Genomic DNA, 12569 nt, shown 5'->3' on the forward strand with positions numbered 1-12569 from the left:
AAGAGGGGAACCACATCATGCACGATGCCGATGCCGTCTATGAGTTCGTCCGCGAACGCGAGTCGAGCGCGCGCACCTATGCGAATACGTTCGACGCTGTAATCGAGCGCGGCAACGGCACCGCTGTCTTCGATACAGCCGGTCGTCGCTACCTCGACTTTCTTTCGTGCGCCGGGACGCTTGCGACAGGCCACAATCACCCCGTCGTGATCGATCGCGTCAAGCGCTTCCTCGATAGCGGTCATGTGATGCAGGTGCTGGATATCACGACGCCGGCGAAGCACCGCTTTCTCGAGCGCCTCTTCGACATACTCCCGCGCTCGTTCAGCGGCCGTGCGCGCGTGCAGTTTTGCGGGCCGACAGGCGCCGATGCGATAGAGGCGGCCGTCAAGCTGTTCAAGACCGCTACCGGCCGGCATTCGGTGATCGCATTTCACGGCGCCTATCACGGTATGACGGCCGGCGCCCTTGCGCTGACGGGCAGCCTCGGCGCGAAGGAGAAGGTTGCAGCGTTGATGCCAGAAGTGCACTTCATGCCCTATCCCTATTCGTATCGCTGTCCTTTCGGGCTCGGCGGGACGCAGACGGCGACGGCGTCGCTGCACTATATCGAACGGATGCTCTCGGATCCGGAGAGCGGCATTCGGAAGCCGGCCTGTGTGGTGGTCGAAGCGGTTCAGGGCGAAGGGGGGGTGATTCCGGCCCCGCTCGACTGGCTGCGCGGGCTACGTGCTTTGACGCATCGCCTCAATATTCCGCTGGTAATCGATGAAGTGCAGGCTGGAATCGGCCGTACTGGGTCGATGTTCGCATTCGAGCAAGCCGGAATCGAGCCCGACGCCATTGTATTGTCGAAAGCGATCGGGGGAGGGTTTCCGCTTTCGCTCGTCGTCTATGACGACCGCTATGACGTTTGGCAGCCGGGCGCGCACGCGGGCACTTTCCGCGGAAATCAGATCGCGATGGTGGCGGGTGCCGCGTGCCTCGATGTGATCGAAGAGGAGGGGCTCGTCGAGGCCGCCCGCGCGAAGGGTGACTACCTCGGTGAGCGCCTTTCCGAATTGGCGAAGCGGCATACGGCCGTTGGCGACGTGCGCGGCCGTGGCCTGATGTGGGGCATCGAACTCGTCGACGAGACGCAAAAGGCCGACGCATTGGGTGCACTGCCGGGTGCCGGCCGCCTGGCTCGCGATTTGAAGCGCTACTGCTTCGCGCATGGACTGATCGTTGAAACGGGCGGCCGCCACGGTGCCGTGCTGCGCTTACTACCACCGCTGACTGTCACCCTCGCCGAAATCGATGAAGCGCTCGCCATCGTCGCCGCGGGCCTCGACGAGCTGGCTTACGGCGAGAGCAGGCCGAGTGCCATGGCGCGGCTGATCGCGTGACGGCGGCTGTAGGTACCGAGTTTGCGCGCCGCTTTGGCGATATGGAAGTTCACGGTTCGCTCTGAGATCGAAAGGATTCTGCCGATCTCCCAACTCGTCTTGCCGGCCGCGCTCCAAGTAAGGCAGTCGAGCTCGCGCCGGCTCAAAGCGATCGACTCTTGAGCCGGCGCGGGCGCGTCGGCCGCCTGCGTTGCCGCCTCCGTCTCCAATGCCGGCTCCTGAACTGCGTCTGCTTCGGCCCCTTTCGCGTTGAGTACTCTCGTCATGGCTTCATGGATGAAGCATGCGAGCAGTTGTCCATTTGCGAGTTGGTCGACTCGCAGTTGCAGCGGCTTGTCCGAATCGTCGTCCACGACAAGGCTAAGCAAGCTGAGGTCGTTGTCCTTGCCTCGAACCGGCGCGCTGAATCCGGCCGTCAAGCCCCATTTCGCCGCTTCCTCGGCGAACTGGACCTGCTCGGGCGTAGTGAATACACCCGGTCCCCAGACGAGCGGCAGGTTCGATGCGTACGCATGCTGGACCGTCGGGTCGATCGCCGCGTATCCCCGTGCGGCGTAGGTCTGCAGCCAGCCTTCGGGAAATGTACCAATCATCTTGACGGGCGGCATCGCCGGGCTCGCGACGTCGATTCGCAGGCCAAAAAGGAAACGCATGAAGCCCATTGATGATGCGACCTTGTCTGCTGCATGAGTGAGTGCGTCCAACGTTTCGCACTGGAGCAGAGAGTAGGCATCTTCCAGCTCGCACATGGTGTACCTCGTGAGCACTGAGTCGGGTAGCGATCTTGTCAGTGGAGCCAGCGATTTTGAGGGCGGCATGTGACACAATTTAGAAGATGAAATGGCGGAACTAGCATTTGAAGCAGTCCATTTCGAAGAGCTTGCAAATTTATAACTAACGAATTACACCGAACGGGTCACGAGGATGCGGGTCACCTCTGCGCAAGCCACTCGCAGGACGACAAGAAGAAGGGAAACTGCCAGAGAAGTGAACGGTGCCGGCCCAAGGCACCGGCGAGATTAAACGAGGCAAGGAGTGCGTGGGTCGATTTGGCGGAGCTTGTGAGTGCTCGTTCCACCCTGCCGGCGGCACACTCACGCGCGCCGCCAGTCACGTCGGGTCAACGCGTTGAAATGTACATCGTGATCTCGAAGCCGAACCGAAGATCCTCATAGTGTGGCTTGGTCCAATGCATGTTGCTCTCCTGAGTGGGGTTGGGGAAGTTGCGACCGGCCCTATGCCGGCGGCGGCCCTTTGGGAAAAGGGCATTCGGTGAAAGCTGGGTGGCCGTGATCGGCAACAAAGTTATCGAACAATCATTTTTGGTGGCCGGCCGGATCCCTGTCAAGTGATCCATCGATAAACAAAGATAGGTATTTGTACCGAGGCTCGATTAGCCGTCGGATTGTTGACTGTTGAGCGATCGATAAGTTATCGTCCGATAAGCTCATGAGGCGATGAGCAGCAGCGGACACTATGTTTGGTGCTTGCCTGGCATCTGAAGATCGGGATGGAGACCATGAAAGCGAAGCGACTACCTGTCATGACTCGAATTGCTGTTGCTGCTGCGGTAACTGCGGCGGCCCCCTGCTCGGCATTCGCGGCCGCTGGGCCGGGCGAAGTTCCTGGCGGTGCTGGCTCTGTCTGGCTCACTTACAACAACGATTACTCAGGCCAGCGGTTTTCTCCACTAAAGGAGATCAATGCAAAGAACGTATCGGGACTGAAGGAGATCTGTCGCCTTCCACTGTCCGATGGCGGGTCCCTTCAGGCGGGGCCGGTTGTTGCCGACGGGTCAATGTTCGTGACAACCGCCCTTGATACCTTTGCCATTGACCCGAGCGGTTGTAAGTTGCTGTGGAAGACGACCCATGAGGCGACCGCGTACATGCCATTTCCGGTCAACCGGGGCGTGGCTTACATGAACGGTGCGATCTTCCGCGGTACGCCTGATGGCCATCTCGTCAGCATGGATGCCAAGACGGGAAAGGTGCTCTGGGATGAGGTGATCGCGGATACGTCATATGGCGAATTCGCGTCCGCCGCGCCGATCGCTTGGGGTGGCGTCGTATATATGGGGATTGCTGGAAGCGATTGGGGCATGCGCGGCCGGATCATGGCGTATGACGCAGCGACAGGCCGGGAATTATGGCGCTTCAATACAATTCCGCGCGGCACCGAGATCGGTGCGGATACCTGGAAAAGACCTGGCTCAGCAACAATAGGCGGTGGCGGCACCTGGAGCTCGTACACGCTGGACATTCGAGATGGCGAGCTTTTCGTCACCGTTGGAAATCCCGCTCAGGATTCGCTCCCCGACACCCGTCCGGGCGACAACTTGTTTACCGACTCTCTGGTCGTGCTCGACGCTCGAACTGGGAAGCTCAAGTGGTGGTACCAGACAGACAAGAACGACCCGTGGGACTATGACCTGAGTGCTCCGGCCATGCTCTACCTCACCAAGGGTATCAAGGATGCTGTCGCCGTGGCAGGCAAGGACGGATACCTCTATGCCGTTGACCGTGTGTCTCACAAGCTGATGTTCAAGACCGCTGTCACGACTCAGTTCAAGGGCGGTCCGAAACCAACGAAAGGTGGGACTCGAGCTTGTCCTGGCTTCCTTGGGGGATCCGAGTGGAACGGCCCTGCCTATGACGCGAACAACCACCAGATCGTCGTCGGAGCCGTTGACTGGTGCAGCATCCACAAGGTGACCGGGCCAAACTACGAGCGGGGGCAGTTGCGCTACGGTGCGGACCTGAGCAACGAAAAGTCGGCAAGCGGCTGGATCACTGCCGTCGATGCGGAATCGGGCACAGTCAAATGGAAATACCACACGGAAGCGCCGGTGGTCGCAGCCGTGACGCCCACAGCGGGCGGAATTACCTTCTCGGGCGACACCGCCGGCAACTTCCTGGCGCTCGATTCCTCCAGCGGTGCTTTGTTGTGGTCGAAAAAGGTCGATGGCGCGCTGGGTGGCGGAATCATTACCTACTCTTCGAACGGCAAACAATTTGTTGCCACCCTAACCGGCAACGTGTCACGTTTGACCTTCGGTGGCGATGGAGTCCCTAGCGTAGTCATCTGGGGGTTGTAAGGGCTCGCAATGAAAAACCTGATCGCTCTGGTTATAGCGGTAGCTGCCACTTGTACGCCTCTGCTCGTTGCGGCAGAGGCGAGCAGCACAACGGCCGATGCGTCGCCTGTGGCGGCGACCGCAGGTGACCCCGCAAGGGGAAAGCACCTGTTCAATCACTACTGCATCGTTTGCCACGGCGCCGGCGGCGGTGGCGGCATCGGCCCGTCTTTAAAAGGGTTGAGCAATCGACTATCGGCTCAGGACGTTGTGAAGCAGCTGACCAACCCACGAGCAGCCATGCCGAAGTTCAGTCCTGGGCCGTTGAGTGACCAGGACGTTCGCGACGTCGCGGCATACGTGCTAGCGCTTTGATGCGGAAATTGCGAGCGACTTGCACCCACGTTGCCACGCGCGACGACGAAATGCTGTCTGGCCGATCGAATGGAGCGCGGCTCAAAGACCGCGCACCGTGGCAGATTCAAACGTGATCGCAAACGACGATCGCTTGCCTTTTCAGACGAGAACATCGGACAGACTGGGATAGTCCGTGTAACCCTCCTCGTCGCCGGCATACCAGCCGACGGGACGGGGCTCGTTGAACGGCCCCCCGCGCTGGATGCGTTCGGGCAAATCGGGATTGGCCAGAAACGTCCGCCCGAAGGCGATGGCGTCGAGGCGTCCGCTCTGCACATGGTCCATCGCGGCCGAAGGTGTGATGCCGCCGTTACCAATCAGCGTTCCACGAAAGCGCGGCTTAATGATCTCGAGCAACTTTTGCATATCAGGTGCGCCGGCCCAGGCGTTGGTATCGGCAATGTGGATGTAGGCGACGCCGAACTCGTCGAGCATTTTGGCCACGGCTGAGAAAGTGCTGACTGGATCGGGATCGCGGGTGTTGTTGTAAGCCGCGGTGGGGGAGAGGCGCACTCCGACACGGTGGGCTCCCACCGCACCGGTTATGGCTTCGGTTACGCGGCGTAGGAACATCAGCCGCTTTTGCAAGCTGCCGCCGTATTCGTCCTGACGGCGGTTGATCGTTGGTGATAGAAATTGATGAGGGAGATAGCCGTTGGCGGCATGAATCTCGACGCCATCGAGCCCCGCGCGGATCGCGTTGACTGCGCCGACACGGTATTCCTCGATCGTGGCTTCGATCTCGGCGACGGTCATTTCGCGTGACGGGGTAGCGGCGATTCGTGCGTACCTGCCATTGGCAAGCTGTGCCCACACCTGAAGCGCATCGAGATCGTCGTTGACGCCCGATGGCGACAACGGGGGCTCGCCATTCAGAATGGCGTCGGCGCCGACTCGGCCGCAATGCCAGAGTTGCAGGAAGATGTGGCCGCCCGCCGCATGCACCCCGTCGGCAATCGGCTTCCAGCCGCTGACTTGGTCCTGGCTGTAAATACCCGGCGCTTTTTCAAAGGCACAGGATCGAGGCGAAACGTTAGTCGCTTCGGTGATGAGCAGCCCCGCTGAAGCGCGCTGCGAGTAGTACTTCACGCTGATGGGATGCGGAACGTCACCGTCCTGCGCGCGGCAGCGCGTCAGCGGGGCGAGCGCAATGCGATTGGGTAACCTTAGCGAGCCCAGATCCAGCGCGTCAAACAGTTGCGGCATACAACCTCCTAGCTTTGTCATGCAAACACGGTGGAGAAGGCGACCTGCCTTTCAGCGGTAGCATCGGGAGCATGAGTCGGGCCCCGAACGCCTTAGCGAAGAGCGAGACAGCCTTCGGCAGAGTAGTGCCACGTCATTGGTTTGTTGCTATTGACGCTCTAACGCCCGTCTCGCACTTGACGAGTTGCTCCAGGAACAGCGCTCGCTCGCGCTTTGCAGCTTGCGATCGGTCCGTCACTGAAAAGAGCCAAATGCCGGCAAAGGCGACGATCATCGAGAACAGCGCCGGGTACTCATACGGATAGATGGCATGGGAATGGTGCAGAACCTGGACCCAGACCGTAGGGCTTAGAACGGTCAGAACGACCGCTGTCAGGAGACCGAGCATTCCGCCCACCACCGCACCGCGAGTCGTGAGGCCGCGCCAGTAGATCGACAGGAGAAGCACGGGAAACGTCGAACTTGCGGCTATCGAAAAGACCAGGCTGACGATGAATGCGATGTACTGCTTTTCGAACGCGATCGTGAGTAGCGTCGCCAGAATACCCAACACAACCGTCGTGGCACGAGAGACCATCAGTTCCTCGCGGTCGGTCGCCCGACCCTCGCGCAGCGCATTGGCGTACAGGTCATGAGACACTGCTGACGCGCCGGCAAGTGTCAATCCGGAGACCACGGCCAGAATCGTAGAGAACGTGACCGCGCAGATGAACCCAAGAAAGAAGTTCCCGCCCACAGCATGGGCAAGGTGTATCGCAACCATGTTGACGCCGCCCATTAGTGTGCCGTCGGGGTTGTGATAGGCCGGGTCCGACGCAACGAGCGCGATGGTGCCGAATCCGATGACGACGATGAGCGCGTAGCCGCAGCCGACGATTCCTGTCGCATGCAGGATGCTCTTGCGGGCCTGCTTAACGTCGGCGACTGTAAAAAAGCGCATGAGGATGTGTGGCAGGCCGGCCGTACCGAAAATGAGCGCAAGGCCGAGCGACACCGCGGAGACTGGATCATGAACGAGCCCTCCCGGTCGCATGATCGCATCGTGACGCGCATGAATCTGTACCGCCGCCGCGAAAAGCGCATCGGGATTGAATGCGAAATGACGCAGTACCATAAAGGCCATGAACGCGCAGCCGGAGAGCAGCAGCACGGCCTTGATGATCTGAATCCACGTCGTTGCGAGCATGCCGCCGAAGAACACGTAGACGACCATTAGCACGCCAACGCCGATAACGGCCGGAAGATACTGAACCCCGAAAAGCAGCTCAACGAGTTTGCCGGCGCCGACCATTTGCGATACGAGATAGAGCAGCACGATCACGAGCGAGCTGATCGCCGAGAAGGTTCGCACAGGCCGCTGCCGTAGCCGGTAAGACACGACGTCGGCGAAGGTGAAGCGACCCAGATTGCGCAACGGTTCCGCGATCAAGGCAAGGATGATCGGCCAGCTCGCGAGAAAGCCGATCGAATAAATCAGGCCGTCGTAGCCGTTGGAAAACACGAGCGAGGAGATGCCCAACAGCGATGCGGCGGACATATAGTCGCCGGCGATGGCCCAACCGTTCTGCGCGCCGGTGATCTTTCCTCCGGCTGCATAGTGGTCCGCGACTCCGTGGTTTTTCCGCGCAGCCCACCGGGTGATGAACAACGTGGCAGCCACGAACGCGAGAAACATGGCGATGGCAAGGGGGCTATGGGCATGATGCAACACGTTTGGCGCTGCCCCGGTTGCAGCAGGGGGAGCGCCCCATGCGCCGGCGGCGGGAAACACGGCCAGCAACGTCAGGATCTTGTGGCGCGTCATGATTGCTCCTCGCAACGGATATCGGCCAGCATGACGTCGTAGACGGTATTGGCGCGATGCACGTAAATGGCGACCAGTGCAAATGTGAAAGCGAGCATTCCGAGGCCTATAGGGATGCCCCATGTAGTGGGATGGCCAGTGACGATCCGGGTGCCGAGGGCGCCTGGGGCATAGGCGATCAACAGAATGAACGCGAAATAGGCCACGAGCATGGCTGAGGCCAAGGCGTACGAAAAAACCCGCCGCCTCCTGACGAAGTTGTGAAACCGTACGTCACCGAGCATGGGCAGCGCCATTACCGGTTTGGCCTCGGGGCTTGCCGATCGGGAGCCGCCCGAACATGCTGCTGCAATGTCTGTCATCTTTCCTTCCTCCTGGGATATTCATTTCCATGCGAGAGCACCGGCTCTGATGGCCGATTGGCTGCCTCGCATAGGCTGCTAAAGAGTCGGGGCTACCGCGGTCTCTCGCATGACTGCGTCCGGAGTGCGGTATTTCTCGGCCATTTCCCGTTCAAACGGTGTTTTCATTTGAGCCTGCATATAGGCGCCGAGGTGGCGTGCATGCTCGACGATCGCGCTGCCGAACTGAAGGCGATGAGTTTCGTAGTCGGCCAGCGCTTCGTGAATGTCGTCGGTGGTGGACAGCGACTTGGCAAGCTGAAGAGCGTCCCCGGCAGCCTTGGTGACGCCCATGCCGCAATGCGGGCGCGCGACAAACGCAGCATCACCGAGCAACGCAAGCCGGCCGAATGCCAACTGCGGCACTTCGAGGTCGTAGATCGGCTGGAAGAGGGGCATCCGCGTCTTTTCGACGATTTCCGCGAATTGTGGGGCGAGTAGTGAACGCGCGGCATCACGAATGTCGGCGAGTACGTCGGGGCGAATCAAATGCGGAGGGATGCCGTTCGGATGACATTTGCCTGACGCGTCCGTGAGCAGGTCACGCAGCGTGCTCGCTTCATCCGTAGGCCGATACCAGACGAAGTTGTAGCGGCGTTGACCAGGCTGCGTACTGTTGCCCGGGCCGGCCACCGGGTAGCCGAGCATCTGCTCGCCTGCGGGCAGGCAAAAGCCGAACTTATCGAATAGCGCTTCCCAGGCCACAGGCGAGAGGTCGCGCTCATCAACCAACCCTCGCCAGGCGATATAGCCGGCGTACTCCAACTCGACGTTGGGCAGATACTTTTGACGGATATTCGAGCGGAACCCGTCGGCAGCTACGACGAGATCGGCTCGTAGTGTCGTATTGTCCGATAGCGTGACTTGGGCGTGGTCGGCGAAGCTTTGCACACTTTGCACAACGGCACCGGACCGATAGCAGGCATCCGGCAGTACCGAACGCAAAACATGGTACATCTTGCTCCATGCGGTCAGCGTTTGCGTCAGCGGGCGCGAACCGATCACAGTACCGTCAGGATTTAAAGTCACTCGGCTGGATACTGTAACGCCGATATCGCCGTCCACTTCAACGCCCGCCGCGCACAAGGCGTCAAAGAGTTCGGGGTGAGTGACGATACCGGCCCCGCGGCCCGCTAGCTCCTCGGGAACACGCTCGAGTACCGTGACATCCCAGCCGTGGCGCAGCAGCAGATTGGCCGCGAAAAGACCACCGAGCGAGCCGCCCACGATGACCGCATTTCTGCGGTCGCTAAAGTGGCGTTGCATGTCAGATACCTCCGGATGTTAGGTCATTTGCCGCGGGCGACGTTTGCTCGAGTGCGGCGGCTTCATGAGCTGGGAAATTCAGTTCGATCGTCACGCCAGAGGGATCTTCGACGAACACTTGGTGCAAACCCAGGCTCGGGACCGTTCTGTCCCTCCATTCGAATCCGGCCGCCCGCAACTTGGCGTGAAATTCGATGAGGCCGGTCGCAAGGAAAGCAATGTGGTCCACCGTTCCCGTGCCGCTGGCTGGTAACGCCTTGTCGCCCAGGTACTTGTGGAGACCGCTGAGATCGCTCGGGTCGACACCGATGATATGGACCACGCCGAACTCGGACTCGTCGTCGCCGTTGTAGAGCCAGACGCCCGGAAAGTCGAAGGGAGGACGGAAACCCTCCCGAAAGCCCAGTATCCGGGTGTAGAACTGTCGTGACTTGGCGAGATCCGAGGTGCGGATCGAGTAGTGCGCTAGTTTGGTGATCGGCATCCCCGTCTCCAATGTTTATCGATCGATCAGTAATCGGTTGATAAATTATAGAAGTGTTCTTGATGGTCGTGTCAAATGATTCTGCATAGGTGTTTACCCATTGCGGGGGCGGGAGATCGAACGAGCAAGCTGCACGGGAGCCTGGAGCAGCCGGCTTGGCCACTTCTTGCTACAATTTATCGGCCGATTGGTAGAATCAGGGTTGGCCGCTGTCGAGGCGGGTGCAAAGGTGACGATATGGATAGAGACGGAGCGAAGGCGGGGCGGGAGATGTCAGAGACGACGGGACGCCGGCTTCCGCCCGAGGAGCGGGAGCAGCAGATCGTTAGCAAGGCCATTGATCATTTCACGCGCAATGGATTCTCCGGCAGTACGCGTGAGCTGGCCAAACAGATCGGGGTGACTCAACCCTTGCTTTACCGGTACTTCGCGAGCAAGGACGAACTCATCGAGCGGGTCTACAACGAGGTTTTCCAATGGCCTCGGGAGTGGGAGCGGATGATCACGGATCAGTCGCTGCCGCTTGCCGAGCGGTTGTATGCCTTTTATACGAACTACGCATCGGTGATTTTGCGTGAGGAATGGACCCGGATATTCATCTTTGCTGGCCTGACGCGCGAAGGAATCAATAACAAGTACCTCAACAAGTTGCGCAGCCGGATTTTCCTGCCCGTGTTGGCCGAGGTGCGCGCGGAGTTCGGGATCGATGAACCGCACGATGCGACAGAGCTCGAAGCGCAAGTCGAGATGATTTGGGGCTTGCATGCTTCCATTTTCTACCTTGGCGTGCGTAAGTGGGTCTATGGCTTGAAGGTGCCCGCGAACCTCGAGGCGGTTGTCCGACAGAAAGTCGACATGTTCCTGTACGGTGCGCCGGAGACGATGCGCGCGCTTCAGCAGGCGCGTGCCTAGTAGCCGCGCGCACTGTGGCTCTCGTCGGCGGACATTGAAGAGTCCGCCCAGCCCCAACTCGCCGACGGCGGAATGTCCACACGGGCGCTATGTCCCGGCGGGCCTGCGCCGGCCGGTCAACCGGAGGTACTGATGAGCGACGCGACGAGGCCGATGAATGCGTTGACCCGTTTGGAGCCGCGCTGATTAGGCAGGTAAAGCGCGCTGATGACCGAGCGGGCTTCGTTGGGGTTGACTTCGTAGTTTTCGAACAGCTTCTTGAGTTCGCCAGATTGGACGTCCCCCTCAACCAGCCAGTCAGGTAGAAGCGCGATACCGGCACCACCGAGCGCTGCCTCACGCAGCACCTCGGAATTGTTGGACTTCATGCGTCCGCTGACGACGACCTTCGTAGTGTCGTCGTTGCGGGAAAAGGTCCAGACCTGCTGGTCTCCACCATACGAAAAGTGCAGGCAGTGGTGAGTCAGGAGGTCGCACGGTGTTAGAGGTATTCCTTGAGCCGTCAAGTAGTCGTGGCTGGCTACGACATAGCGGCGGAACGTTCCGAGCTGTCTGGACACGACATCCCCAGCGGGGGACGCCTCTCCGAGCCGGATAGCGATATCGATTCGTTGAGCGACGAGGTCGACCATCTCGTCACTCAGTCTCATATCCAGCTCAATCTTCGGATACCGGGAAAGGAACGCCGCAACGTGTGGTGCCACGCAACGCGATCCGTACGCGACGGGAACGGAAACACGCAGCGGGCCCGATGGCTCGTCTCCGCGGTCGGAGACCAATGAATCAGCTTCCGCCAGATCTTCTAGCAGCTTCTTTGCGCGTACGTAGTAAACCGCGCCTGCGTCGGACAATGTTACCTGGCGGGTGTTTCGATTAAGAAGGGCAGCGCCTAAAGAGTCTTCGAGAGCATCAACGGATCGAACCACTGACGACGCGGCCAGACCAAGACGCCGTCCCGCGCGGGAGAATCCCCCGGCTTCCGCTACTTCGACGAACGCCCGCAGCGCTGAGATTTTGTCCATATCGTTGCCCATGTCACCGTTGCATCCCGTCCGCATTCTACCGTTCGGCCGACCGCGCAACGCTTTCTGTCATGACGATGGATCGGCTGAATTTCCGCTTCAAGTTGCGAACACGCGCGGCACCTTGCATGAACAAGTAATCTGTCGATAATTTCAGATAGGTGCTTTCACTAATGCCTGACGCACACTCGAAGTCTTGACTGTCCCGTGAAGTGCAAGTTATCGTTTGATAACTACATATCGCTTCTGAGCCGCGTAGTTGATTGGCATAGCGTCAGCCGCCCGGTCGTGCTGGCCGGTGTGCCTCCTCCGGCTTTATGGCGATATTTGTTCGATCGTGGGAGTCTTTGATGAGTACAGAACCTGTTACGGCAAACATGGTCAAGCGCAGCTGGTTGAAGCGCGCAGTCTGTGGATTGCTCGCGGGCGTTACAGTTGTTGCTTGCTTTGCTGCCGCCAACAAGAACGAAGCAATCGATGAGGCGGGGCTCGTGATGAACTACTTCCGGAGCTTCTTCGGCCCGAACGGAACGGCAACGACAGAGACCAACCCGGACAACTGACATGGATGGACCGTGCCGGGCCAGCTTCGT

General features: G+C 59.8%; 13 protein-coding genes. 5 read left to right on the forward strand and 8 right to left on the reverse strand.

Going from position 1 to position 12569, the window contains the following annotated elements:
• Positions 1-17 precede the first annotated feature (17 nt).
• The gene (locus AB4Y31_RS27500; protein ID WP_368676778.1) at positions 18-1388 is read left to right on the forward strand and encodes a diaminobutyrate--2-oxoglutarate transaminase family protein; all 1371 of its coding nucleotides are present in this window, start codon (positions 18-20) and stop codon (positions 1386-1388) included.
• Here the strand turns inward: AB4Y31_RS27500 and AB4Y31_RS27505 are convergent.
• Both AB4Y31_RS27505 and pqqA read right to left on the reverse strand, forming a co-directional pair.
• Positions 1343-2137, reverse strand: coding sequence for a LuxR family transcriptional regulator (locus AB4Y31_RS27505; protein ID WP_018439650.1), 795 nt, complete (start codon positions 2135-2137; stop codon positions 1343-1345). The two genes, AB4Y31_RS27500 and AB4Y31_RS27505, sit on opposite strands and share 46 nt — an antisense overlap.
• 371 nt (positions 2138-2508) lie before the next feature.
• Positions 2509-2745 carry a pyrroloquinoline quinone precursor peptide PqqA gene (gene pqqA, locus AB4Y31_RS27510; RefSeq protein ID WP_368676779.1) on the reverse strand — a complete coding sequence of 79 codons (237 nt, stop codon included), beginning with the start codon at positions 2743-2745 and terminating at the stop codon, positions 2509-2511.
• Positions 2746-2898: 153 nt separating this feature from the next.
• Between pqqA and AB4Y31_RS27515 the strand changes: the two genes are divergently transcribed.
• Together AB4Y31_RS27515 and AB4Y31_RS27520 are read left to right on the forward strand one after the other, a co-directional pair.
• Entirely contained in the window at positions 2899-4485 is a 1587-nt protein-coding gene (locus AB4Y31_RS27515; RefSeq protein ID WP_368676780.1) for a pyrroloquinoline quinone-dependent dehydrogenase, read from the forward strand.
• Positions 4486-4494: 9 nt separating this feature from the next.
• Positions 4495-4839, forward strand: a complete 345-nt coding sequence (locus AB4Y31_RS27520) for a c-type cytochrome (RefSeq protein WP_368676781.1) — start codon at positions 4495-4497, stop codon at positions 4837-4839.
• Positions 4840-4980: 141 nt separating this feature from the next.
• On the opposite strand, the gene AB4Y31_RS27525 is transcribed toward AB4Y31_RS27520, so the two are convergent.
• The 5 genes from AB4Y31_RS27525 to AB4Y31_RS27545 form a co-directional block, all read right to left on the reverse strand.
• Positions 4981-6087 carry an alkene reductase gene (locus tag AB4Y31_RS27525; RefSeq protein WP_368676782.1) on the reverse strand — a complete coding sequence of 369 codons (1107 nt, stop codon included), beginning with the start codon at positions 6085-6087 and terminating at the stop codon, positions 4981-4983.
• Between the two features lie 133 nt (positions 6088-6220).
• On the reverse strand, positions 6221-7891 hold the full coding sequence (locus tag AB4Y31_RS27530; RefSeq protein WP_368676783.1) for a cation acetate symporter: 1671 nt from the start codon (positions 7889-7891) through the stop codon (positions 6221-6223).
• Positions 7888-8253, reverse strand: coding sequence for a DUF485 domain-containing protein (locus tag AB4Y31_RS27535; RefSeq protein ID WP_368676784.1), 366 nt, complete (start codon positions 8251-8253; stop codon positions 7888-7890). The genes AB4Y31_RS27530 and AB4Y31_RS27535 overlap by 4 nt, the downstream gene beginning before the upstream one ends.
• 78 nt (positions 8254-8331) lie before the next feature.
• Positions 8332-9558, reverse strand: a complete 1227-nt coding sequence (locus AB4Y31_RS27540) for an FAD binding domain-containing protein (RefSeq protein WP_368676785.1) — start codon at positions 9556-9558, stop codon at positions 8332-8334.
• 1 nt (position 9559) lies between these two features.
• The gene (locus tag AB4Y31_RS27545; protein WP_368676786.1) at positions 9560-10042 is read right to left on the reverse strand and encodes a VOC family protein; all 483 of its coding nucleotides are present in this window, start codon (positions 10040-10042) and stop codon (positions 9560-9562) included.
• A 270-nt stretch (positions 10043-10312) separates the two neighbouring features.
• Here AB4Y31_RS27545 and AB4Y31_RS27550 point away from each other — a divergent pair, with 270 nt between their 5' ends.
• On the forward strand, positions 10313-10954 hold the full coding sequence (locus AB4Y31_RS27550; protein ID WP_020566071.1) for a TetR/AcrR family transcriptional regulator: 642 nt from the start codon (positions 10313-10315) through the stop codon (positions 10952-10954).
• 116 nt (positions 10955-11070) lie between these two features.
• Here the strand turns inward: AB4Y31_RS27550 and AB4Y31_RS27555 are convergent, their stop codons facing one another.
• Positions 11071-11976, reverse strand: a complete 906-nt coding sequence (locus AB4Y31_RS27555) for a LysR substrate-binding domain-containing protein (protein ID WP_368676820.1) — start codon at positions 11974-11976, stop codon at positions 11071-11073.
• Between the two features lie 350 nt (positions 11977-12326).
• Between AB4Y31_RS27555 and AB4Y31_RS27560 the strand changes: the two genes are divergently transcribed.
• Positions 12327-12539, forward strand: coding sequence for a hypothetical protein (locus AB4Y31_RS27560; RefSeq protein WP_368676787.1), 213 nt, complete (start codon positions 12327-12329; stop codon positions 12537-12539).
• The last annotated feature ends 30 nt before the right edge of the window (positions 12540-12569 follow it).

The sequence above is a fragment of the Trinickia sp. EG282A genome (assembly GCF_040965455.1).
Lineage (GTDB): Bacteria > Pseudomonadota > Gammaproteobacteria > Burkholderiales > Burkholderiaceae > Trinickia > Trinickia symbiotica.